Origin of the sequence: Acinetobacter sp. SAAs474 (assembly GCF_032823475.1) — a bacterium.
In the GTDB taxonomy this organism is placed as follows: Bacteria; Pseudomonadota; Gammaproteobacteria; order Pseudomonadales; family Moraxellaceae; genus Acinetobacter.
The window spans coordinates 2,853,461-2,877,368 of the sequence record NZ_CP127915.1; the positions used below are offsets into that span (position 1 = coordinate 2,853,461).

Here is a 23,908-nt window from a genome sequence, read left to right on the forward strand (position 1 = left end):
TTAAATCGCATAAAACAATTCAACCTAAAGATTATATCCCACTCATCTCAAAACCCATATTATTCTCAAAAGTGATTTATTCATTAAAATTTCGCTGAATTCTTATGGATATGATTGGTGAATAATAGTTTTTTCCGTTATAATTCGGCGTTTCAAATTTTTAAGCCAGCCAATTAAGTAAGATGTATATTATAGATCCTTTTACTTGATTGACTATTAGCCAAATCGAAATTATGGAGTGACTTGGTTGTGAGTACTCGTTTTATGACGTCCGCTGAAATTCGTGAAGCTTTTCTAAGCTATTTTGAATCGCAAGGACACACACGTGTTGCATCGAGTTCTCTGGTTCCGGCCAATGATCCAACGTTATTATTTACCAATGCCGGAATGAATCAGTTTAAAGACTGCTTTTTAGGTTTGGAAAAACGTGATTATGTCCGTGCAACCTCTTCACAAAAATGTGTTCGTGCAGGCGGTAAACATAATGACCTAGACAATGTCGGTTATACTGCACGTCACCACACTTTTTTTGAAATGCTGGGTAACTTCTCATTTGGTGATTATTTTAAACGTGATGCAATTCAGTTTGCTTGGGAATTCCTGACCAGTGACCAATGGTTAGCACTGCCGAAAGATCGCTTGTATGTTACTGTTTATCATACCGATGATGAAGCATTTAATATCTGGCATAACGATATTGGCTTAGACAGTAGCCGTATTATCCGTATTGGTGATAATAAAGGCGAAAAATATGCTTCAGATAACTTCTGGGCAATGGGTGACACGGGTCCTTGTGGTCCTTGCTCTGAAATCTTTTATGATCATGGCGATCATATTTGGGGAGGATTACCAGGCACACCGGAAGAAGATGGCGACCGTTTCATTGAAATTTGGAACAACGTCTTTATGCAATTTAACCGTACTAGTGATGGCGTACTTCATCCTCTTCCAGCACCATCTGTCGATACCGGAATGGGCTTAGAGCGAATTTCTGCTGTTTTACAACATGTACAGTCTAATTATGAAATTGACTTATTCCAACATTTGCTCAAAGCAGCAGCCAACATTATTGGTTTAGATACCCGTGAATTGGAACAACAGGCCGAAGCTGAAAATAAGCCGATCGACTATCCTGCATCATTAAAAGTTGTCGCAGATCATGCACGCTCATGCTGTTTCCTCATCGCAGATGGTGTTAATCCATCTAATGAAGGCCGTGGTTATGTATTACGTCGTATTATTCGCCGCGCAGTACGCCATGGTAATAAATTAGGCGCAACAGGCACCTTCTTCTACAAAATGCTACAACCCCTGATTGATGTCATGGGTGAAGCGTATCCAGAACTTGAAGCACAAAAAACACGCATCAGCACACAATTACTTAAAGAAGAAGAACAGTTTGCAAAAACATTAGAGCAAGGTTTAAAACTGCTTGAAGGTGAATTAGCACAGCTTAAAGGGACTGTTATTCCAGGTGAAGTAGTCTTTAAACTCTATGACACCTATGGTTTCCCAACGGATTTAACTGCAGATATTGCCCGTGAACGTGAATTAACAATCGATGAAGCTGGCTTCGAAAAAGAAATGGCAGCACAACGTCAACGCGCACGTGATGCCGGAAAGTTTGCTGTCGATTATAACAGTATCGTCAAAGTTGAAGGTGAAACCCAGTTTGATGGCTATGATGCGACCCAAGGTCAAGGCCAAATTATCGCCATTTATAAAGATGGTCAACAGGTTGATGAAATCGTTGAAGGTGATGAAGCGCTTATCGTACTGAATCAAACCCCATTCTATGCAGAAAGCGGTGGTCAGATCGGTGATACTGGTATATTTAAAAATGATACAGGTATTTTTGAAGTACAAGACACCAAAAAATCTGGTGGCGCATTTGTCCATCAAGGTATTGTTACCGTAGGACAACTTAAAGCATCACAACAGGTAGCGGCAATTGTAAAAGCAGATCTACGTCATGCAACGGCACGTAACCACTCTGCAACTCACTTATTACATGCTGCACTACGCCAAATCTTAGGTACACATGTCCAACAGAAAGGTTCTTTGGTCAGCAGTGAAGTACTACGCTTCGACTTTGCCAACGATCAACCAGTGAGCTTTGAACAACTGCAAGAAATTGAACGTTTGGTCAATGCTGAAGTCATTGCCAATACTGTAGTTTCTACCGAATTATTAGATATCGAATCCGCCAAAGCCAAAGGTGCGATGATGTTATTCGGTGAAAAATATGGTGAAGAAGTCCGCGTACTGTCAATGGGTTCAATCATTGACGAGAAAAACTTCTCTATTGAACTTTGTGGTGGTATCCATGTTAACCGTACAGGTGATATTGGTCTGTTTAAAATCACCTCTGAAAGTGGAGTTGCCGCAGGTATACGTCGTATCGAAGCCGTAACCGGTTACCATGCAATTGAAGTAGCACAAAAAGCTGATCGTGATATTTATACGATCAATAGCCTACTCAAAGCACAAAAAGAGCAAACCTTAGAAAAAGTCGAAGTATTGCTGGATACTGCATCAAGCTTACAAAAACACATTGAACAGCTTAACCAGAAACTTGCAAACTTCCAAGCAACTGAGCTATTAAACCAAGTACAAACCGTTGCTGGTCGTACGACTTTAATTACGACAGTTGCCAATATGGATGCAAAATCATTACGTCATCTACATGACAGCATTAAATCTAAATTAGATCATGCCATCATTGTACTGGCAGGAATTGAGGGTGACAAAGTCAGTCTTATTGCATCGGTTAGCAAAGAATTTACAACCTCTATTAAAGCGGGTGATATCATCAAACACTTGGCTCAAGCGCTAGGTGGTAAAGGTGGTGGTAAACCTGACTTGGCACAAGGTGGCGCGCCACTTAACGAGAAGTTACAACCTGTAATGACAAGCTTAAGTGCTTGGCTGGAAGAAAACTAACTTCACCTTTTGTGTAACTGACCCTGAAAGGTAGATCAGGGTCATGGCTTTTATGGAACAACTATGGCATTAATCGTTCAAAAATATGGCGGTACCTCTATGGGTACTCCCGAGCGCATTTTAAATGTAGCTCGTCGCGTAAAACGCTGGCATGACCACGGTCACAAAGTTGTGGTCGTTGTTTCAGCAATGAGTGGCGAAACCAATCGTCTACTTGCTTTAGCGAAAGCCATTACCGATACTCCTGATCCACGTGAACTTGACCAAATGGTGTCTACGGGTGAACAGGTAACGATTTCTATGTTAGCGATGGCACTCAATACCATTGGTGTAAAAGCAACATCTCTCACCGGTCGTCAAGTTGGTATTAAAACTGACAGCGCTTTCACCAAAGCACGTATTGAAGCCATTGATACTGATGCAATGACTCAGTATCTAGATGCTGGTCAAGTGATTGTCGTAGCAGGTTTCCAAGGTGTTGATCCTCAAGGCAATACCACAACATTAGGCCGTGGTGGTTCAGATACAACAGGTGTTGCGCTTGCTGCAGCACTTAAAGCAGACGAATGCCAAATTTATACCGATGTCGATGGCGTATATACCACCGACCCACGTGTCGCACCTAAAGCAAAGAAAGTTGATCGTATTTCATTTGAAGAAATGCTAGAAATGGCTTCACTTGGATCTAAAGTCTTACAAATACGCTCAGTAGAGTTTGCAGGTAAATATCAAGTACCATTACGTGTATTGTCAAGTTTTGACAACGATAATGATGGTGCTTTTGATGATGAATTTAAGCAAAATGTTGGGACATTAATCACTACTGAAACGGAAAATAACATGGAACAACCAATCATTTCAGGTATCGCATTTAATCGTGATGAAGCAAAATTAACTATTCTAGGTGTGCCAGATGAACCTGGTATTGCTTCTAAGATTTTGTGTCCAATTGGTGATGCCAATGTTGAAGTGGATATGATTATCCAGAACGTTGAAGAAGACGGTACAACAGATTTTACTTTTACGGTAAATCGTGGTGAGTTGGCAAAAGCTAAAACCATTTTAGAAACAACTGCACAACAAATCGGTGCACGTGAAGTTGCAACACGTGATGACATTGTTAAAGTATCGATTGTCGGTGTAGGCATGCGTTCTCATGCAGGTGTAGCAAGTCAAATGTTTACTGCTCTGGCAAAAGAAGGCATTAATATCTTAATGATTTCAACATCTGAAATTAAAATTTCAGTAATTATTGATGAAAAATACCTAGAACTTGCTGTGCGCTCATTACATACAGCATTTGGTCTAGATCGTGAACATGGCGAATCAAGCACACGTGCTTAATTAATTATTTTGTTTAAATTTTGCAGGAATCGCTGTATATTTAAAGTAATATAAAACCGAGCCACTAGTATTTATATTAGTGGCTCTGTTATATTCATAACAAACAGATCATTTATTTGATCAATTTTGTATCCAACATGATGTTTATCACAAAATTCTGTTAAAATTTGACTGTTTTATGGTTGTGTCTTTTATATATTTTTTAAATTGCAGGTTTTGCGTTTTGCAAGGAGATAAACATGCTGATTCTAACCCGACGAGTCGGTGAAACTTTAATGATTGGGGATCAAGTCAGTGTAACGGTACTTGGTGTAAAAGGTAACCAAGTTCGTATTGGTGTCAATGCACCCAAAGAAGTATCAGTACATCGTGAAGAAATTTATCAACGTATTCAACACGAACGTGCAATGCATGAACATCTTCAACACATTGACCAAGATTATCAACCTTCTTTTGAGGACGATAATTATCAAAATAACTTTAATCGGCAAGATTAGCATTATTTTGTAAATAAAGCGGCGAATAGCCGCTTTAAGTCTTTATAGCATATGATGATTACTAACTTTAGCTCAACAACACTAGCCTCCGATCCCCAACTGATTAAGCTATACTAATCAATCGATCTAATCCAAACCTTCCAGTACTTTACGCACAGGTGCAAAACTGCGCCGATGTTCTGCAATAATGCCGTATTTCTCAATCGCAGCAAAATGTGCTTTGGTTGGATAACCTTTATGTTGAGCAAAACCATATTGAGGATACTTTTCATCAAGTGCATACATTTGGTGATCACGTGTTACTTTAGCCAAAATACTGGCTGCTGAAATCTCTGCATGTAAAGCATCACCCCCAACAATAGCCTCACAACTCATTAGTAAACCTTGTGGTATTTTATTTCCATCGACTAAAACATGCTCAGGTTGAATGTTTAACTTTTCGACCGCACGACGCATTGCCAATAAAGATGCTTGTAAAATATTGTATTGATCAATTTCTGCTGCAGAACATTCAGCAATTGCCCATGCTAATGCTTTTTCTTTAATTTCAATAAAGAGTTTTTCACGTTTCTTTTCAGTCAATTTTTTAGAATCATTTAACCCTTCTATCGGATGATTTACATCCAAGATTACTGCTGCTGCAACAACCGATCCTACTAAAGGACCACGCCCTGCTTCATCAGTACCCGCAATTTTTTTCATGCTTTCCTCATTTCACAATATCAACAGCAATAAAACAACATATTATAACAGATCAGCTGTCGATCAGATCTTGGCATCAATAGAGATTGTTCTAATTTAAAAACAATGTGTTGCATAAGAGAACTATAGGTTTAAAAACTCAATATATATAATACAAAAAATCAACCATCAACGATGATAAACTCGTGAATAATCCCCCTCAATACTATACTCGTACTGCACAAATCCTACACTGGATAATGGCAATTATCTTTATTGCTGCATGGCTGATTGGCTTTTATAGTGGTAATTTTTTAAGTTACGATATCAATGGTGCTTTTAAAGGTGATGTCATTACTTTACATAAAAATATCGCTACAACCATTATTTTTCTGATTGTCATCCGAATTTTTTGGCGCTATACCAACCCTATACCTGCACTACCTGATAGTATGTCACCACAAATGAAGTTTTTAGCACATGCGGGACATTTAGCATTATATTTTATGTTATTAGCACTACCAATTACAGGTTGCTTATACAGTTGGAGCGCAGGTCATCCTGCCCCTGTTTTATATTTATTTAATTTACCGACACTGATTTCAGAAAATCCAGCGATTACTGCTATTGTTAAGCCTTTGCATATCTGGCTATCTTGGGCTGCTGGATTACTTATTATTGGCCATATTTTAGCAGCATTAAAACACCACTTTATCGATCGAGATCATGTACTTGATAGTATGACCAAACAAGCTAAATCTGGTCGTTAAGAGCTCGTCTTGAGCTATTGACACTCTTTAATATCAGGACCTTAATTGGTCCTGATTTAACTTGATAATACTGCTCTATCAATACAACAAAATGCTGGATATTCAATCGCAGCCATGCATTAATTTAATATTTTTTGCGTACAGCCTCTTAAGCTTTTTAATACCGCTTTAGAAACAAGCTCTGCAGGTTGTTGTGGCGATGATGAACCAGCATTCAACAACGCTTTGATTGATGAATCTTGTATTACATCCTGATAAACACAGTCACAAGCCTCTTTTTTCATACGTGCTTGTTCCGGTAAATCATGAAATGCTAGCGCATTACGCCATACTTTTGATTCTCTGATTTCTCTCATACATTGTGCATCAATCATTGACTGCAATTGCTGAGGATCCACAGGTTGTGCAAATGAAGTGGCAGATGTTACTGTACCCATAAGAACAACCACTGAAGCCCAAAAATTTAAGCTTTTTGTTTTCATAACCATCGTTCTAGCAAATAGGCAGCAACATTGCTGCCTATGCATTATACAACAAATCATGAAATACGGTTGAAAATTAGTTTTTAATCTATAAAGTCATTCAATCTGTTCAACTGAAAAATTTGCCTTTACATGATATGCCAAGTTAAACCGTTAAATTTTTGATGTGATCAATATAGTGTTGTTTTACTTGCTCTGGAATAAAAGCAGCTTCGAATGAATGTATCGCTAACATTTTGATTTCATCTACAGATAAATCCAATGCCTCAGTAATGGCAATAAAATTATCATTCATATAACCACCAAAATAGGAAGGATCATCCGAATTAACAGTTACATGCACGCCCTGTTGTAATAATCGACGAATATTATGTTGTGTTAAATCGTCAACGACACATAATTTTAAATTACTCAGTGGACACACAGTCAGTGGCATTTTATCTGCAATTAAGCGCTGAATCAGTGCTGGATCCTCTTCCGATCTCACACCATGATCAATACGATTAACATGTAATCGGTCCAAGGCTTGCCAAACATATTCAGCCGGCCCCTCTTCACCCGCATGCGCCACAGTTAAAAAACCAGCTTCACGTGCTTGCTGGAATACACGTTCAAATTTAATTGGTGGATGCCCAAGCTCACTAGAATCCAAACCGACTGCAATAATATGATCTTTATACGGTAATGCTTGTTGTAATGTTTTAAAAGCGTCCTCTTCACTTAAATGACGTAAAAAACACATAATTAAATGCGAAGTAATGCCTAATTTTTCTTTAGCATCATGACACGCACGCTGTAAACCATTTAAAATCGTTGCAAAAGCAATACCACGTACAGTATGCGTTTGTGGATCAAAAAATAATTCTGTATGGACAACATGATCTGCCGCACATTTTTCAAAATATGCCCAAGCTAAATCATAAAAATCCTGCTCATAAATTAATACTTGCGCACCTGCATAATAAATATCTAAAAATGATTGTAAATTATGAAAGTTATACGCTTGCTTAATCTCATCAACTGAACGATATGGAATCGTAATTTTATTGCGCTGTGCAATGGCAAACATTAACTCTGGTTCAAAAGTACCTTCAATATGGACATGAAGTTCTGCTTTTGGCAAAGCAGCAATTAATTCAAGACGATTCATCATATTTCCTTCTAATTCTATAAAAAAAGGGGCAAACCAAGTCTGCCCCATGTTTTAACACTGATTAAAATAACCTATATTTAATCAGTTTAATCAGGTTCATTAACCACCAAATAGCGCAAATTTAATCGCCCAAAGTACAGCAATAATCCAGACCATATAAGGGACTGTTTTGGCCTTACCGGTAAATAATTTAATTAATGCATAACTAATAAAGCCCATGGCAATACCATCTGCAATAGAATAAGCAAATGGCATAAAAACGATGGTTAAAAATGCCGGTACAGCTTCAGTAATATCATCCCATTCAATATGAACAATACCCTGAATCATCAGCACCCCAACAAACAGTAAAGCGGGTGCGGTAGCAAAATTAGGCACAGATTGTGCAAGTGGTGCTAAAAATAAACATGCGATAAATAATAAGCCCACAACCACCGCAGTCAAGCCTGTACGACCACCTGCTGCAACACCTGCAGATGATTCAATATAAGGTGTTGTGGAAGATGTACCCAGTGCAGCACCAGCAACAATTGCCGTCGAATCTGCAAATAATGCTTTTTTTAACCGTGGTAATTTACCATCCTTTAATAATCCTGCACGATGTGATACACCAACGAGTGTTCCTGTTGAATCAAATAAATCAACCAAAAAGAATACAAAAATAACGCCAATTAAACTGGCAGTGAATAAGCCTTCAAAATCCATTTGCAAGAATGTTGGTGCCAATGATGGAATTTCACCCACTACACCTTTAAATTCACTATAACCCATTAAGGTTGAAATCGCAGTAATCACAAGAATACTGATCATAATAGCGCCACGTATCTTAAACTGATACATAATGACGACCAGTAAGAAACCTAATAATGTCAGTAATACAGAGGGTTGTTTAAGATCACCTAAACCGACCAGTGTTGCAGGATTATCAACAATAATGCCAGCATTTTTTAATGCGACTAAGGCAAGGAATAAACCAATTCCACCACCAATTGCCAGCTTTAATGACATCGGAATGGCATTTACAATGGCTTCACGGATTCGAAACATGCTAATCGCAATAAAAACCAAACCTGAAACAAAAACAGCAGCCAATGCAGTTTGCCAAGGCACTCCCATACCCATACACACAGAATAGGTAAAATAGGCATTCAATCCCATGCCTGGTGCTAATGCAATCGGATAATTGGCAACAATCCCCATCACAAAACAACCAATTGCAGCAGCAAGACAAGTGGCAACAAAAACTGCACCGTGATCCATCCCTGTTTCGGATAAAATCATTGGGTTAACAATAATGATGTAACACATGGTTAAAAATGTCGTTACACCAGCTAGAACTTCTGTACGAAAACTGGTTTTATTTTCGCTTAACTTAAATAAACGTTCTAACGTATTTGCTAAAGATGGATTAGGAGTCGTCATGACCTAGCCCCTATAGTTAAACTCAATGTAAACATCGGATGAATTCACTTACAATATATGGCGTCAACAGCAATTAATATGCCAAGAATCCAAAGCCAGATGATTCGAATTAGCGGGATAACGTGCTTTAGCTAGGCTAAGCCATTAAAAAGCAAACAAAAAAGCCGCATAATAGATGCAGCTTTACTTCACCTTGACTAAATCAAATATGTATATGATTCAATATCATTATCTAGCTTTGTTGATTTGCGAATTATAACACATGTGCTATAGAGAATTTTATATTTTCATAATTGTCTAACAAAATAATCATTAATTATATGAGTAGCTAGTTCTAGATATTTATACTTTAAGTTTGGATTCTATCCTGATTTTTATGAATCAACACTGGTAAATTTTACCAGCTAAGATTAAAAATTAATAATATATTCAGTCTTTTAAAACTAAAAAACGATATTCACAACTGTATTAATAATGGTGCAATATATCAGCTATACTGGACTTTATAATGCCTGAACAATCGCTACAGCCTAGATCGATAGACGACTAGAACACTCTGCTACTTGTGAGACATAAACAATTCTAGCAAGTACAGCATCAGCACGGGGTAATCTAGTCGATATTAATTTGGCTTAATTAGGATTGTATATTCAACCACACATATTGAGCACAAGATGTAGATTAAGTTGAATATAATCAATCTCATCATGCAAATAGCTGTAATTCCAACTATTAAGAACAATAAACATCAACAACAATATAAGTATTATCTGCTGATATTTTTGCTGTTTAATAGAATTAAACCATCACTGAGCAGCAATAAAATTATGGTTTATTTACTGCCCAGCAAACAGATACTGAAAAAAACTATATTTAAATCATGGCCAAGAGATTAGATTGATGAGGGATAAATAAAATCCATGACAGCTTGATTAAATACCATTGGCTGCTCAATATTAGAAATATGTGATGCATCAATGGCAAACAATTGGCTGTCTTTAATTGCAGCATGCATCACTTGTCCATCAGCGACTGTCGTCACAGGATCCTGCGTACCTGCAATAATCAGTACAGGAATGCTGATCTCCTTTAATTGTGACACTAAATCCGCTTTAGCCAACGCCTCACAACAACTCGCATAACCTTCTGGGCTGCCAGCTCCAAGGTCATTACTCAGAGATTCTACCAGTGCGGTGTGGCGTTGGATAAAGGGTTCAGTAAACCAGCGTGATGCTGCTGTACTGGCAATTGGCTGTAAGCCTTGCTGGCGTACTAAAGCAGCACGATCCAACCAAGCCTGTTCCTGACCAATTTTTGCTGCTGTATTACAGATCACGACATGATTAAAACGTTGTGGGTGATGAATCGCAAGCCATTGACCTGTGAGTCCCCCCATAGAAATACCACAAAATGCAGCTTGCTGAATCTGTAGATGATCCAATAAGTCGATCACATCTTGACCTAACTGTGCTAAGCAATATGGTCCTTGTGGTGCAGATGAAAGACCATGTCCTCGTGTGTCATAACAAATCACATAAAAATGATCTTTAAAAAAATCAATTTGTGCCTGCCACATACGATAGTTGGTTCCCAGTGAATTAGAGAAAACTAAAGCAGGTTTTTGGGCATCACCAAAAGTTTGATAATGAATTTGTACTTGATTACGCTCAAAAGTAGCCATTATGATTGCTCCTCAACACGCTCAATAATCATGGCAATGCCTTGACCGACTCCGATACACATTGAACACAGTGCGTATTGACCTTTAATTTGTTCAAGTTGGTTTAATGCTGTCATGACTAAACGTGCACCTGATGCGCCAAGTGGATGACCCAGTGCAATGGCGCCGCCATTTGGATTAACGCGTGGATCCTGATCATCTAGCCCTAAATGACGCGTCACAGCTAATGCCTGTGCAGCAAATGCTTCATTCAGTTCAATCACATCCATTTGTGCTAAATTTAAACCGCTTTGTGCAAGCAGTTTTTCAATCGCTGGTGCTGGACCAAAGCCCATAATACGTGGCTCAACCCCAACCACACATGATGCAATCACTTTAGCACGCGGCTTTAATGCATATTTTTCAACAGCCTCATCAGAAGCAATTAATAATGCCGCTGCACCATCATTAATACCTGAAGCATTTCCCGCAGTCACACTACCTTCTGCTTTAACAACAGGTTTTAATTTCATCAAACCTTCAAGCGTCGTCGATGCACGTGGATGTTCATCTTGATCAACGATTACGGCATCCCCTTTACGTTGAGGAATATGCACTGCAATGATTTCATTCGCAAAGAAACCACGTGCCTGAGCCACAGCAGTACGTTGCTGGCTATTCAAAGCAAATTGATCTTGATCCATACGATTGATATTAAATTGTTCAGCCACATTTTCAGCAGTTTGTGGCATGGTTTCTACACCATACAGCGCTTTTAATTGTGGATTAATAAAACGCCAGCCCATGGTGGTATCTTCAATTTTTTGTCCACGCCCATAAGCAGTTTCTGATTTTCCCATCACAAAAGGTGCGCGAGACATTGATTCCACACCACCTGCAATGACCAAGTCCGCTTCACCCGCCTTAATCGCACGTGCAGCCATTGCGACCGCATCAAGGGATGAACCACATAAACGGTTTACTGTCGTTGCTGGAACCTGATAAGGCATACCAGCTAATAATGACGACATACGGCCGACATTACGATTATCTTCCCCAGCCTGATTCGCACAGCCATAAATAACATCATCGACTTTGCTCCAATCTACAGAAGGATTACGCTCAATCAATGCCTTAATAGGCAATGCACCTAAGTCATCGGCACGAATAGGTGCTAAACCACCAGCATAACGACCAAATGGGGTACGAATAGCATCAATGATATAGGCATTTTTCATAATTTATCCTGTTACGCTTGTGTTGCATCAATCAATGGAGCACCAGTCAGTGACTGTAGTTCTTCAAAACTTAAACCTTCAACCTTTTCAATGACTTTCATTCCATCTTCACCAACATCAATCACACATAGGTCGGTATAAATGCGATCAACGCATTTTAGACCAGTTGCAGGATAACTTAACTCAGCCACAATTTTCGGTTCACCTTTTTTGGTGACATGATCGGTGGTAATAAATACTTTTTTTGCACCTACTGCGAGATCCATTGCTCCACCAACTGCAGGAATAGCATCTGCTGCGCCAGTATGCCAATTGGCTAAATCACCATTTTGTGCAACCTGAAAAGCGCCCAATACTGCAATATCTAAATGACCGCCACGCATCATGGCAAATGAATCACCATGATGGAAATAAGCCCCGCCTTGTAATAAGGTGACAAATTCTTTACCAGCATTAATCAGTTCTGGATCACGATCTTGTTCTGCTGGTGGTGGGCCAAATGCCAATAAACCATTTTCAGAATGTAAAAACACATCTTTATCGGCAGGTAAATAATTAGAAATTTTGGTCGGTAAACCAATGCCTAAATTAACATAGGCACCATCAGGAATATCTTGTGCCACACGTTGGGCAATTTGATCTCGACTTAGTTTTTTATAGCTCATGATAATCTCCGATACCCATTATTGTGCAGGTTGAACTTGTACAACGTGTTGTACAAAAATGCCAGGTGTCACAATATGCTCAGGATCAAGTGCACCTAATTCGACGATCTCAGCCACTTGAGCAATGGTACAATCTGCAGCCATTGCCATAATTGGGCCAAAATTACGTGCAGACTTACGGTAAACCAAATTACCCCAACGATCACCTTGATAGGCTTTAATTAAAGCAAAATCGGCTTTAATTGGATTTTCCAGTACATAATCTTTACCTTCATAACTCAAGCTAGGCTTACCCTCTGCTAACAGTGTACCAAAACCTGTTGGGGTATAAATTGGACCAAGTCCCATTCCTGCAGCTTGAATACGGCAGGCTAAATTACCTTGTGGTACCAGCTCTAATTCAATTTTTCCTGCGCGATATAACTCATCAAAAATATAGGAATCCGATTGCCGCGGAAAAGAACAAATGATTTTACGTACAGCACCCGACTTAAGTAATTTAGCCAAGCCATAATCACCATTACCTGCATTATTATTGACAATAACTAAATCTTTAATTCCAAGTTCGATTAAGCCATCAATTAATTCAGCGGGCTGACCTGCCGTACCAAAACCGCCAATCATGATGGTTGAACCATCTTTAATCTGTGAAAGAACTTCCGTTAAAGAAGTTGTACTTTTATCAATCATAATGCTGTACTTTAAACAAATAACCTAGAGAAAATGTTGTTAATATCACAACGATAAATAAATAGTGCCACCAACATCAGAATAGATAACTCAATCCATTCATAACATCGCCATCATGTTAACCTTGCCTGTAAATACACAGCGTAAATCCTCATTCACTCTTCGATACAGCATCTTTTTACATCTTACTGATGTAAAAAAGATGCTGTCATGAATGAACTAAGCGCAAGCACGGCGACGTTCCACTTCGGTTGTTGGTGCAGTATCTGCATCTGCAACCAGTTCCACATTAAATTGAATTAATTTAAATGGTTGAGTCAAACCACGACGGCTGATCTCTGCTGGGTCAGTGATTTCCTCTGCGGTTGCAACTAATCCATCACGGGTTGCAAAAGCAAAGTCATCCCAAAGATATTGATCACCTTCAATATTGAATTGTGTGGTTAATTTTCGATAGCCTGGTGCAGAAACAAAATAGTGTACATGTGATGGACGATTACCATGACGACCAAGCAAGTTTAACAATGCTTGTGTCGTGCCTTCAGGTGGACAACCATAACCAACCGGCATCGTTGTTTGTGCAACATACTGACCTTGTTCATCAGTCAAAATCGTACGACGTAAATTAAAATCAGATTGTGACTTATCAAAGAAAGAATAATTACCTAAGCTATTGGCATGCCATACTTCAACCTTAGCATTCGGAATAATATGACCATGTTGATCACGCACAGTACCCTCAATAAATAAAGTATCTGCCTTGCCTGCTTCAGAGCCATCATCCATTCGTGCAAAACCAACAGATTCAGGAGCACCTGCTACATAAAGTGGACCTTCAATGGTACGTGGTGTACCACCAGTAACGCCTGCTTTTGCATCAGCTTCATCAGCACGTAAATCAAGGAAATGTTCTAAACCCAGACCCGCTGCTAATAATCCCAATTCGTGTGCTTGACCTGCATCAGTTAAATATTCTAAACCTTTCCATACTTCAGAAGGTTGTATATCTAGATCTTCAATTGCTTTAAACAAATCACTCACTAAACGTACGACAATCTGTTGTACACGTTGATTAACTTCTCCTTGTGCAGTATCAACATTCATTTTTTTAACTAATACATCAATCTCTTGATAATTCATACTTTTACTCCTTAAGTATGTGGTTCCCTTTAATATCAGGCTGGCTTTTAATTTTTTTGCTAGCTTTTAGCTTAGGTTGACTTCATCACGATTTAAACAAGTTGTATAGATCGTATATTGCATAGAATTTAATGTCTATCAGTGCTTAAGCGAGATCTTAAGAATCATCCTCACGAATAGAAGAAGGATGACGATTTAATGCCATAACTTCAATATTCATATAGGGATACAATGGTAATCCTTGTAAGATGTCATGCAGTTCTTCATTGCTGGCAACATCAAAAATACTGATATTTGAATATTGACCAGTAACTCGCCAAATATGACGCCATTTACCTTGGCGTTGTAAATCTTGTGAATATGCTTTTTCAATCGCTTTAATTTCATTAACACGTTCAACAGGCATATCCAAAGGGATATTAACATCCATACGTACATGGAAAAGCATGGCTATTCTCCTTTATTGATCGCGTAAACGATCGAGTTTATCTTCATCCGGAACAATACCTAAACCAGGTGTTGTCGGTAAAATCAGTTGAAAGTCTTGATATTGCAATGGCGTCTTTAAAATTTCATCTGTCAATAACAATGGTCCAAATAACTCCGTACCATAGGCTAAATTTTCAAAGGTAGAAAATACATGTGCCGATGCAATGGTGCCGACTGGCCCTTCCAGCATGGTACCGCCATACAGATCAATTCCTGCAAAATTCGCAATTTTTGCCACATCACATGCCTCGGTTAAACCACCCGACTGTGCTACTTTAACTGCAAATACAGTTGCACTATGCTGCTGTGCAAGACGATATGCTGTTGATGGTCCCATTAAAGATTCATCGGCCATAATCGCAATATCAAATTTACGACTTAGACGCTGCATCGCCTCAATATTATCAATCGCACAAGGTTGCTCGATTAAATCTACACCACCATCTTGCAATAACTGAATCCCTTTGATGGCCTCTAATTCAGACCATGCACGATTCACGTCAACACGAATAGAAACATCTGGACCCAATGCCTTTTTAATGGCCAGTACATGTTCAACATCTTGCTCTATTGCACGAGAGCCTATTTTGAGTTTAAAGATATTATGGCGTTTTGCTGCAATCATGCTACGCGCTTCAGCAATATCCTTTTCGGTATCTCCTGAAGCAAGTACCCAAAGTACGGCAAGACGATCACGTAAACGCCCACCTAAAATTTCACTTAATGGGACACCCAAACGCTGCGCTTGAATATCAAGTAATGCCGTTTGAATCGCACACTTAGCAAAACGGTTACCTTGAATATTTTTTTTCAATCGCTGCATAATTTGCGCTATATTCAAATCAACACATGTTTTGAGTAATGGGGCAAAATAAGTATCAATATTGGTTTTTATACTTTCAGGACTTTCTTCTGCATAACTCAGCCCACCAATTGTTGTTGCTTCACCCCATCCGGTAAAACCATCATGCGTCGTAATTTTAACCAATACAAGCGTTTGTGTTTGCATGGTCGCCACAGCCATCTTATGTGGGCGAATGGTTGGAATACGAACCAACATGGTTTCAATAGATTTATATGTCATACAACAAATTGTTCTTTCAAAAATTACTTATATACCCTAGTTGAATTATTTAACTATTTATAGGTAGTATTCAGTATATTAAAATACTAAAAAAGTATATAAAGGGGAAAATTACATGGAATTAAGACATTTACGCTATTTTGTTTGTGTCGTGGAAGAAAAAAGCATCACCCGAGCAGCTGAAAAACTGTGTATTGCTCAACCACCACTCACTCGACAAATTAAAAGTTTAGAAGAAGAGCTTGGTGTTAATTTGCTGGAACGAGGAAGCCGTCCCATTAAAACGACTGAAGTTGGAGAATATTTTTATCAATATGCCGTACAAATTTTAACCCTAACGGCTCATGCAACATCAATGGTCAAACGTTTTAAAGAAGTACAGTCAATTGTTCGAATTGGCTATGTGGGATCATTATTTTATTGGAAATTACCTGAAATCATTCATCGCTATCGAACAGAAATAAACCAATCCAATCAGTTAAATATTGAACTAATAGAATGTAATACCAGAGATCAGATTGAGGCTTTAAAAACAGGAAAAATTGATATTGGTTTTAGTCGTTTAACCATTAGCGATCCTTCCATTAAACATATTATTTTAGAAAAAGAAAAATTATTACTGGCGATACATCATCATCATCCATTATCTATTTATCAGCATAGTGGTATTTATTTATCACAAATCATGAGTGAAATGATTTTCATCTATCCGAACTCACCTAAACCTAATTTCTCAACCTATATTCAAAATATTTTTTCTGAACTGAGTTTAATTCCCCGCCATTTAATTGAAGTTCGTGAAATTCATATGGCTTTAGGCTTAGTGTCTTCTGGAGAAGGAGTTTGTATTATTCCTGAAAGTGCACGTGCGATTGGGATGAAGAACTTAAGTTATATTGCCATTATGGATGCCGAAATTTATAGTCCAATTTCATTGGCCTATCGGACTATGGATAACAATGACTATATTGTACATATGCTAAATTGTATCAAACAATATCTACAATTAGATCTTGAACACCATCCCTATTCACTCTAAACACGATCTGATGATCAATGATGCTGACCATCAGATATAACACATTGATTCTAAAACCATCAAAGCTGAATGATAAAACGCTTTGTAGATATCGATCTGGAGCAATGAAACAACATCCGTTCGCATCTAAAAAACTAAAAATATCTTGATCGATGATCCCATATCAATTAATGAAATTGTGTTTGTGCGATACCATTACGTCCCGGAAAGTCAGGAGATAAAGTACGTGCATTGGGAACCTTCAACCATAATCTCAACAATTTACGACGCTGCTCTGGATGCTCACTATCTAAAAATGCATTACGTGAATGCATGACGACATAATTATTACAAAATTGAATATCACCTGGTTCAAGCATCATATCCAGACGTAAATCGGCTTGATGAATATAACGATCCATAATATCAAAGGCTTCAATTTGAACATGAGATAATGGAATGTTCTTACGCTCGTGTCCTAATTCAATATAATCACGTAAATAACGACAACTTAGCTTATCTTGCCAAAAACTGAAAATTGGCGTTAAGGTCGGTTCATCATCACCTAAATGATCACAATAAGTTGGATGATAATAATATGCCAAATGTTCTGGATGATGAGCGAGAATTTGATTATAAACACTCACTGCACTGACCAAACTACTTAATCCCCCTTGTTTGGCTTTGCGGATAGACAATAATCCAACCACATCCGATAAATCGGTATGATAAGGCAGATATGCATTGGTCTGATAGACTCGGGTATTTTTATTCTGACGATCAGCAACATTCTCGACTTTACCCAGTAAATCACCACGTGGATTCTGCGTCACTGGCTGACCCAAATATAATCCAATTAAATAATAGATATCCGTTAATTGTTGCTCGCTATAGGTGTGAGTATCCAATCCTCTTAACAATAAAAACCCATAGCCATTTTCCAGCTCATCTGCCCATTGTGCAATTTCAGCCAGAACATCATGCTGATCAATCACAACATCAGCTTGACTAAAATGGGGTGCGTGTAAATTTCGTGCATTCAATTGATCAATACAGTGTTGAAATGTCTGTTTGGCCAAATCTGATAGATGATAAATCCAGTCATCACGTGTGGCCATATCTTGCCCGATCCAGGCAGATTTATGCACAATTTTTTCCTTTAAAATGGTATTCATTTGACTTTCCTTGTTAAAAATTTATTGTTTTATCAATCACCGTTATTTTTCTTGCATTTTGCGTAACATAGCTGCAAAAAACTTATTAGCAAAACCACTGTCTTGAATCAGCATTGCCGTTAAATCTGTACATTTTTGTTGAATATCTGCGGTCAACTGTACATCCTCACCGCCCATTGCATCTGCCTGACATTGTATTTCAGCAGCGCGCTGTACGGTCCATAGCAAGAAAAAAGCTTTTTCAATACTGCTTTCTCCAACAGCAACACCATGATTACGCAGCACTAAAATATGTTTATCAGCAAAACTTTGTATCATACGTACTTTTTCATCTTGAAATAAGGTAATACCTTCAAACTGATGATAGGCAATTCTGCCCAAGAGTTGAGCACCATAAAAATTGTCATGCTTAAAACCCTGCTGTTTTTGTGCAATCGCACTGATTGGCGTGGTATGGGTATGAATTAAACAGCGAATATCCGCTCTTGCGCCATGCACTGCACTATGTAAAGCAAAACCAGCAGGATTGGCATCATATTCAGAAGCATGTAGCTTATGCCCATCTAAATCGACTTTCAGTAAATTTTCTGGTCGAACTTCTGAATAATTTAAACCAAATGGGTTAACTAAATAATGATGCTCTTCACCGGGTAGTCGTGCAGAAATATGATTAAAAATAGTTTCTGTCCACCCAAAATAATCAATTAAATGATAACACTGTGCTAATTTTACTCGAATTTCCCATTCCGCTACGGAAACATCACTTTGTTTTATAGTCATGTTATTTTTTTCCTTTTTTAAATCCATTTCATTTAGGTTTGAATATTTTTTTGATTAAGATATCGTGTTAATTGAGCAATTAACTTGGTGGTTGGCATTGGCACTGCATAAACAGCGGCCAATTCCAGTACTGCATCGATAATATTGGTTAATTCCAAAGGATTTTTTTTCTGATAGTCATACCACATTGAGGTATATATCGGTCCCATATCTGCACCTAAGCTTAAAAAAGTACATGGATCAATCTTAATTCTGGCACCATAACTGGCAGCAACCTGACGTACTTCCTGTGTGATATTTAAAGCAATATCACGCAAATAAGGATGTGCATAAATATCACTTAAAGTAGCTGAGGCAATGACAGATAAAGGATTGGAACTTAAATTTGCCATCACTTTTGTCCAAATTTGATCCCGAATATCTGTACTTTGACGCACTTCTATACCACTCGCGATAAATAACTGACTTAACTGTGCTAAACGCTCAGACATTTGTTGGTTTGGCTCACCTAGAATTAATAGGTAAGGATTATGGGAGCTCACTTGTCCATAAGCTTCAAGTTGTGCTGTAATAAATACCACAGCACCGATTAAATGCGCTAAAGGAAAAGTTTTGATCAATTCACCATCGGGATCTAATGTTTTAATGTGATTGATCTGAGTCGATGTATCTTGATAAAAATACCAAAATGGTACGCCATTAATCAGCGGAATAACGACAGTTTGTGGATGCAACATCGTGTGTAAATGCTTGCTAATTTGTGTCAATGCATCAAATTTGGTACAAATAAAAATATAGTCTTGTACTTCCAACACACTTGGGCACTCAACAACTTGAAACGGATAAACCTGATATTCACCTGTAAGATCTTTTAAGCGAATTCCATGCGCTTCAAGTACCTGTTTATTTTGACCACGGGCAATCAGACTCACCGCTGAGTAGCCTGCTAAAATCAGTCTTGCCGCGACCACACAGCCAATCGCACCTGCACCATATATCGCAATTTTTAAATCCTTTTGCATCATGCACTCCCAGCAAGGCGACTAAATCGTCATCACATCTTGATGTTTGCTGTTAATCCCCAAGTAGCTTTCAATAATGCGTGGATCTTCAACCAGATCGGCACCAGCCCCCTGCATAGAAAGCTCTCCCATTTCCAGTACATAGGCATAATCCGCCAGTTTTAATGCCGCACGTGCATTTTGCTCTACCAATAAAATGGATACACCTTGACCACGTAATTGATCAATCACTTTAAATATTTCACGTGTAATTAAAGGCGCTAATCCTAAACTTGGCTCATCGAGCATCAATAATTTCGGCTTGGCCATCAAGGCACGTCCCACTGCAAGCATTTGGCGTTCACCACCGGATAATGTTCCCGCTTGTTGCATTCTGCGCTCTTTTAACCGGGGAAAAATATGATAAACCTGATCCAGCGTTTCTTTTAGACTCCGATCACCATGACGATAGCGCTGAAAAGCACCAAGCATCAAATTATCTTCAATGCTCATCGAACCAAATAACTCACGCTTTTCTGGTACTAACCCCAAACCACGAATAACCATTTTCTCAATCGGAGGCGATTGTTCAATATGACCATCAAATTCAATCTGACCCTTAGAACCCAAAACCCCCATAATGGCTGAGAGTAATGTGGTTTTTCCAGCACCATTAGGTCCAACTACCGATACAATTTGGCCTTCATTGACGCGCATGTTAAAGTTCATCAATGCTTCAACTTTGCCATAAGCAACAGTTAAATTTTGCACTTCCAATAATGGCTTACCCTGCATATTTTGTTGTACAATTTTCATGCTACACCTCCAAGATAGGCCTCTAATACAGCATCATTTTTTTGAATTTCATCTGGCAGACCTTCAGCAATTTTTTCACCAAACTCCATGACCACCACACGATCTGCAAGATTCATCACGAAATCCATATCATGTTCAACCAATAAAATCGCCATTCCTTCTGCACGCAGGCGACTTAATAAATCTGCCAGGGCTTGCTTTTCTTTAAATCGTAATCCAGCAGCAGGTTCATCTAACAACAATAAAGATGGTCGGGCACACAGTGCACGTGCAATTTCAACAATACGTTGTTGCCCAAGTGCCAAGCTGCCAGCTTCACTATATAAATATTCACCCAATCCAACCCGCTCTAGCTGATACTTTGCTTCATTTAAGAGTTGATTTTCTTCATGACGATCCAAATGTAACATTGAGGATAAAATACCGCGCTGGCCACGTAGATGTGCACCAATGACTACATTTTCCAATACCGTCATTTCTGGTAATATTTTGACATGTTGAAAGGTACGACTCAGACCAAGCCGTGCAATCTCACGAGATGGAATACCATTAATTTTTTGTCCATTAAATACAATATCGCCACTGGTCGGAATATCGACCCCTGAAATTTGATTAAACATGGTACTTTTTCCTGCACCATTTGGACCAATTAAGGCCAAAACTTCTCCAGCATGAATATTTAAACTCATGTTGTGATTTGCCGTTAAGCCACCAAATTTTTTAGTAATATTTTTAACTTCTAAAATGAGTGTACCTGCTGCTGGTAATGGCGTAACTGCTAAACGCTGCTCAACAGGATGAATGACAATATGTGAATCTGTTGGTTGTAAAAATTTAGGCATAAACTTACATAGATATGGCCATAATCCTGAAGGTGCTCTTTGCATTAATACAATAATAATAATCGCAAAAACAATCGTTTCATAATGCCCTTCACTCCCCAGAATCATCGGCAAGAGATCTTGTAACCATTGACGCATCATGGTGAAAATGCCCGCGCCTAAAATGGCTCCCCAAACATTCCCAACACCACCCAACAACGCCATAAACAAATAATCAATACCCATTTGTAAACCAAATGGTGTTGGATTGATAAATGTTTGCGTATGGGCATATAACCAGCCTGATATTGAAGCAAAAATTGAAGCAATTAGAAAAACGATCAACTTAGATCTAAAGGTATTTACGCCCATAGATTCAGCCATAATTTGACCACCTTTTAATGCTCTAATTGCACGACCTTCACGTGAATTTAATAAGTTTTTGGTCAAAAAGATGGCCATAAAGACAATCAGCCAAATTAAATAAAACATTTTATTATTGGTATCAAGCACATAATGAGCAATCGAAATACTTGGAATATTAGAAATCCCTGAATGTCCTCCCAGTCCATCTAAAGTAGAGAAGAAATAGTACAGCGAAATTCCCCAAGCAATTGTACCTAAAGGCAGATAATGTCCAGATAACTTTAAAGTTAAACTGCCGACAAGTAATGCTGAGACTACGGTAATAATCAAACCCAGTAACAAACCCAGCCAAGTGCTACCATTTGCCCATGCCAAGTAAACTGGCAGTTGTTCTGTGACACATAAATAGGCCGTTGCATAGGCACCAATCCCGACCAATGCTGCCTGACCAAAACTCGTCATTCCTCCCACACCCGTCAACAGAACCAATCCCAGAACTACTAAGGCATTAAGACCAATATAATTTAATAATGTCACCTGATACGTCGGTAATATAAAAGGACAAACCAACATCAAAATAATAAATATCAAAATTAAATATTTCGATTTCATTCTTCATCCTCCTCAACCTGACGTGAAGTTAAAGATTTCCATAATAGAAATGGAATAATTAAAGTAAAAACAATAATTTCTTTATAATCACTTGCCCAAAACATCGAAAATGCTTCAATCAAACCCACCACGACTGAACCAATCGCTGCAATTGGAAAACTGATTAGGCCACCAATAATCGCACCAACAAAACCTTTTAAACTGATAATAAAACCAGAGTCATAGTACAGTGTGGTCATCGGCGCAATTAAAATACCTGATAGTGCGCCGATAAAAGCCGCGACGGCAAAGGTAATTTTTCCCGCAAATAAAGGAGAAATTCCCATTAATTGAGCACCGATACGATTTACTGCAGTCGCATGGAGTGCTTTTCCATATAATGTTTTTTCAAAGAAATACCAGAACAGTATGATCATCAATATAAAGGTCAACAAAATAATGATTGTTTGACTACTAATGATTAAACTTCCTAATTCAAATGTTTCCGTACTAAATGGCGTGGTTTGTGCACCATCTGGGCCAAAAATCAATAAGCCAATCCCGACCAGTACAACATGAACTGCAATAGAAACAATCAGTAAAACTAATGATTTGGCAGCAACAAGTGGTTGAAAAAATGTTCGATAAATTTGTGGACCAAGTGGTGTAATTACAGCCAGCGTAAATAGAATCTGTAATAACATTGGCATCGTTGCCAATGGCAATTGATACATCGCGATAATTAATGCAATCACATATATACCGCTCAGTAGTGACAGTTTTTTATTAAAATAGGTTCCTGATCGAATAAATGCATAGAGATCTAATGCTGTATTGACCACATAAAATGCCAGAACCAACCAAACAATTAAACTGGGTGTTCCCATCTGAATAGATGCCAAGGTTAAAGCACCAAAAACCGTAAACTCTCCCAATGGGATTAATAAAATACGCGTAACAGTAAAAACCAGCAGAATACAAAGTGCTAATAAAGCATAAATTGCACCACTTGTTATCCCATCTTGCCCTAAGATTAATGCAATATTCCAATCCATATCGTCATCCCGACCATTTCTAAAGAC

The 23,908-nt window shown here is 38.4% G+C and carries 22 protein-coding genes; 5 read left to right on the top strand and 17 right to left on the bottom strand.

Features of this window, described 5'->3' with window-relative positions; translation table 11 throughout:
• Window positions 1-249: 249 nt before the first annotated feature.
• The 3 genes from alaS (at window position 250) to csrA (ending at window position 4,784) form a co-directional block, all read left to right on the top strand.
• Window positions 250-2,943, top strand: a complete 2,694-nt coding sequence (alaS, locus tag QSG86_RS14280; protein ID WP_317032108.1) for an alanine--tRNA ligase — start codon at window positions 250-252, stop codon at window positions 2,941-2,943.
• 63 nt (window positions 2,944-3,006) lie between these two features.
• The gene (locus tag QSG86_RS14285) at window positions 3,007-4,287 is read left to right on the top strand and encodes an aspartate kinase (RefSeq protein WP_317032109.1); all 1,281 of its coding nucleotides are present in this window, start codon (window positions 3,007-3,009) and stop codon (window positions 4,285-4,287) included.
• A 239-nt stretch (window positions 4,288-4,526) separates the two neighbouring features.
• Window positions 4,527-4,784 (top strand): carbon storage regulator CsrA, encoded by a 258-nt coding sequence (gene csrA / locus QSG86_RS14290; protein ID WP_317032110.1) that lies wholly within the window; start codon window positions 4,527-4,529, stop codon window positions 4,782-4,784.
• Window positions 4,785-4,910: 126 nt separating this feature from the next.
• Here csrA and rnhB read toward each other — a convergent pair whose 3' ends face one another.
• Window positions 4,911-5,486 carry a ribonuclease HII gene (rnhB, locus tag QSG86_RS14295; RefSeq protein WP_317032111.1) on the bottom strand — a complete coding sequence of 192 codons (576 nt, stop codon included), beginning with the start codon at window positions 5,484-5,486 and terminating at the stop codon, window positions 4,911-4,913.
• A gap of 239 nt (window positions 5,487-5,725) precedes the next feature.
• Here rnhB and QSG86_RS14300 point away from each other — a divergent pair, with 239 nt between their 5' ends.
• Entirely contained in the window at window positions 5,726-6,235 is a 510-nt protein-coding gene (locus QSG86_RS14300; RefSeq protein WP_317032593.1) for a cytochrome b, read from the top strand.
• A gap of 119 nt (window positions 6,236-6,354) precedes the next feature.
• Here the strand turns inward: QSG86_RS14300 and QSG86_RS14305 are convergent, their stop codons facing one another.
• The 10 genes from QSG86_RS14305 to QSG86_RS14350 form a co-directional block, all read right to left on the bottom strand.
• Complete coding sequence (locus tag QSG86_RS14305; protein ID WP_317032112.1) at window positions 6,355-6,717, bottom strand: hypothetical protein; 363 nt, start codon at window positions 6,715-6,717, stop codon at window positions 6,355-6,357.
• 145 nt (window positions 6,718-6,862) lie between these two features.
• Window positions 6,863-7,867, bottom strand: a complete 1,005-nt coding sequence (locus tag QSG86_RS14310; RefSeq protein WP_317032594.1) for an adenosine deaminase — start codon at window positions 7,865-7,867, stop codon at window positions 6,863-6,865.
• 102 nt (window positions 7,868-7,969) lie between these two features.
• Complete coding sequence (locus tag QSG86_RS14315; protein WP_317032113.1) at window positions 7,970-9,292, bottom strand: NCS2 family permease; 1,323 nt, start codon at window positions 9,290-9,292, stop codon at window positions 7,970-7,972.
• Window positions 9,293-10,184: 892 nt separating this feature from the next.
• Window positions 10,185-10,973 carry a 3-oxoadipate enol-lactonase gene (gene pcaD, locus QSG86_RS14320; protein ID WP_317032114.1) on the bottom strand — a complete coding sequence of 263 codons (789 nt, stop codon included), beginning with the start codon at window positions 10,971-10,973 and terminating at the stop codon, window positions 10,185-10,187.
• A complete protein-coding gene (pcaF, locus tag QSG86_RS14325) occupies window positions 10,973-12,190 on the bottom strand; it encodes a 3-oxoadipyl-CoA thiolase (RefSeq protein ID WP_317032115.1) in 1,218 nt (405 codons plus the stop codon). Before pcaF ends, pcaD begins: the two co-directional genes overlap by 1 nt.
• Before the next feature lie 11 nt (window positions 12,191-12,201).
• Window positions 12,202-12,855, bottom strand: a complete 654-nt coding sequence (locus QSG86_RS14330; protein WP_317032116.1) for a 3-oxoacid CoA-transferase subunit B — start codon at window positions 12,853-12,855, stop codon at window positions 12,202-12,204.
• Between the two features lie 18 nt (window positions 12,856-12,873).
• Window positions 12,874-13,545 (bottom strand): 3-oxoacid CoA-transferase subunit A, encoded by a 672-nt coding sequence (locus tag QSG86_RS14335; protein ID WP_317032117.1) that lies wholly within the window; start codon window positions 13,543-13,545, stop codon window positions 12,874-12,876.
• A 219-nt stretch (window positions 13,546-13,764) separates the two neighbouring features.
• Window positions 13,765-14,685 (bottom strand): catechol 1,2-dioxygenase, encoded by a 921-nt coding sequence (catA, locus tag QSG86_RS14340; protein WP_317032118.1) that lies wholly within the window; start codon window positions 14,683-14,685, stop codon window positions 13,765-13,767.
• A 157-nt stretch (window positions 14,686-14,842) separates the two neighbouring features.
• Window positions 14,843-15,133: a muconolactone Delta-isomerase gene (gene catC, locus QSG86_RS14345; protein WP_317032119.1), complete on the bottom strand. Its 291-nt coding sequence runs from the start codon at window positions 15,131-15,133 to the stop codon at window positions 14,843-14,845.
• 12 nt (window positions 15,134-15,145) lie between these two features.
• Window positions 15,146-16,258 (bottom strand): muconate/chloromuconate family cycloisomerase, encoded by a 1,113-nt coding sequence (locus tag QSG86_RS14350; protein WP_317032120.1) that lies wholly within the window; start codon window positions 16,256-16,258, stop codon window positions 15,146-15,148.
• Window positions 16,259-16,373: 115 nt separating this feature from the next.
• Here QSG86_RS14350 and QSG86_RS14355 point away from each other — a divergent pair, with 115 nt between their 5' ends.
• Window positions 16,374-17,297 (top strand): LysR family transcriptional regulator, encoded by a 924-nt coding sequence (locus QSG86_RS14355; protein WP_317032121.1) that lies wholly within the window; start codon window positions 16,374-16,376, stop codon window positions 17,295-17,297.
• Window positions 17,298-17,464: 167 nt separating this feature from the next.
• Here QSG86_RS14355 and QSG86_RS14360 read toward each other — a convergent pair whose 3' ends face one another.
• The 6 genes from QSG86_RS14360 to QSG86_RS14385 are packed head-to-tail and all read right to left on the bottom strand — an operon-like array spanning window position 17,465 to window position 23,881.
• Window positions 17,465-18,451 carry a TauD/TfdA family dioxygenase gene (locus tag QSG86_RS14360; protein ID WP_317032122.1) on the bottom strand — a complete coding sequence of 329 codons (987 nt, stop codon included), beginning with the start codon at window positions 18,449-18,451 and terminating at the stop codon, window positions 17,465-17,467.
• Window positions 18,452-18,493: 42 nt separating this feature from the next.
• The gene (locus QSG86_RS14365) at window positions 18,494-19,231 is read right to left on the bottom strand and encodes a class II aldolase/adducin family protein (protein WP_317032123.1); all 738 of its coding nucleotides are present in this window, start codon (window positions 19,229-19,231) and stop codon (window positions 18,494-18,496) included.
• A gap of 32 nt (window positions 19,232-19,263) precedes the next feature.
• On the bottom strand, window positions 19,264-20,253 hold the full coding sequence (locus QSG86_RS14370) for a 2-dehydropantoate 2-reductase (RefSeq protein WP_317033352.1): 990 nt from the start codon (window positions 20,251-20,253) through the stop codon (window positions 19,264-19,266).
• A gap of 21 nt (window positions 20,254-20,274) precedes the next feature.
• Complete coding sequence (locus QSG86_RS14375; RefSeq protein WP_317032125.1) at window positions 20,275-21,048, bottom strand: ABC transporter ATP-binding protein; 774 nt, start codon at window positions 21,046-21,048, stop codon at window positions 20,275-20,277.
• A complete protein-coding gene (locus tag QSG86_RS14380) occupies window positions 21,045-22,847 on the bottom strand; it encodes a branched-chain amino acid ABC transporter ATP-binding protein/permease (RefSeq protein WP_317032126.1) in 1,803 nt (600 codons plus the stop codon). The genes QSG86_RS14375 and QSG86_RS14380 overlap by 4 nt, the downstream gene beginning before the upstream one ends.
• On the bottom strand, window positions 22,844-23,881 hold the full coding sequence (locus QSG86_RS14385) for a branched-chain amino acid ABC transporter permease (RefSeq protein ID WP_317032127.1): 1,038 nt from the start codon (window positions 23,879-23,881) through the stop codon (window positions 22,844-22,846). Before QSG86_RS14385 ends, QSG86_RS14380 begins: the two co-directional genes overlap by 4 nt.
• Window positions 23,882-23,908 lie beyond the last annotated feature (27 nt).

Coding starts and splice junctions, on each gene's coding strand:
- QSG86_RS14285 (WP_317032109.1), top strand. CDS start 3,007: ATGGCATTAATCGTTCAAAAATATGGCGGTACCTCTATGGGTACTCCC.
- csrA (WP_317032110.1), top strand. CDS start 4,527: ATGCTGATTCTAACCCGACGAGTCGGTGAAACTTTAATGATTGGGGAT.
- rnhB (WP_317032111.1), bottom strand. CDS start 5,486: ATGAAAAAAATTGCGGGTACTGATGAAGCAGGGCGTGGTCCTTTAGTA.
- QSG86_RS14300 (WP_317032593.1), top strand. CDS start 5,726: ATGGCAATTATCTTTATTGCTGCATGGCTGATTGGCTTTTATAGTGGT.
- QSG86_RS14305 (WP_317032112.1), bottom strand. CDS start 6,717: ATGAAAACAAAAAGCTTAAATTTTTGGGCTTCAGTGGTTGTTCTTATG.
- QSG86_RS14310 (WP_317032594.1), bottom strand. CDS start 7,867: ATGAATCGTCTTGAATTAATTGCTGCTTTGCCAAAAGCAGAACTTCAT.
- QSG86_RS14315 (WP_317032113.1), bottom strand. CDS start 9,292: ATGACGACTCCTAATCCATCTTTAGCAAATACGTTAGAACGTTTATTT.
- pcaD (WP_317032114.1), bottom strand. CDS start 10,973: ATGGCTACTTTTGAGCGTAATCAAGTACAAATTCATTATCAAACTTTT.
- pcaF (WP_317032115.1), bottom strand. CDS start 12,190: ATGAAAAATGCCTATATCATTGATGCTATTCGTACCCCATTTGGTCGT.
- QSG86_RS14330 (WP_317032116.1), bottom strand. CDS start 12,855: ATGAGCTATAAAAAACTAAGTCGAGATCAAATTGCCCAACGTGTGGCA.
- QSG86_RS14335 (WP_317032117.1), bottom strand. CDS start 13,545: ATGATTGATAAAAGTACAACTTCTTTAACGGAAGTTCTTTCACAGATT.
- catA (WP_317032118.1), bottom strand. CDS start 14,685: ATGAATTATCAAGAGATTGATGTATTAGTTAAAAAAATGAATGTTGAT.
- catC (WP_317032119.1), bottom strand. CDS start 15,133: ATGCTTTTCCATGTACGTATGGATGTTAATATCCCTTTGGATATGCCT.
- QSG86_RS14350 (WP_317032120.1), bottom strand. CDS start 16,258: ATGACATATAAATCTATTGAAACCATGTTGGTTCGTATTCCAACCATT.
- QSG86_RS14355 (WP_317032121.1), top strand. CDS start 16,374: ATGGAATTAAGACATTTACGCTATTTTGTTTGTGTCGTGGAAGAAAAA.
- QSG86_RS14360 (WP_317032122.1), bottom strand. CDS start 18,451: ATGAATACCATTTTAAAGGAAAAAATTGTGCATAAATCTGCCTGGATC.
- QSG86_RS14365 (WP_317032123.1), bottom strand. CDS start 19,231: ATGACTATAAAACAAAGTGATGTTTCCGTAGCGGAATGGGAAATTCGA.
- QSG86_RS14370 (WP_317033352.1), bottom strand. CDS start 20,253: ATGCAAAAGGATTTAAAAATTGCGATATATGGTGCAGGTGCGATTGGC.
- QSG86_RS14375 (WP_317032125.1), bottom strand. CDS start 21,048: ATGAAAATTGTACAACAAAATATGCAGGGTAAGCCATTATTGGAAGTG.
- QSG86_RS14380 (WP_317032126.1), bottom strand. CDS start 22,847: ATGAAATCGAAATATTTAATTTTGATATTTATTATTTTGATGTTGGTT.
- QSG86_RS14385 (WP_317032127.1), bottom strand. CDS start 23,881: ATGGATTGGAATATTGCATTAATCTTAGGGCAAGATGGGATAACAAGT.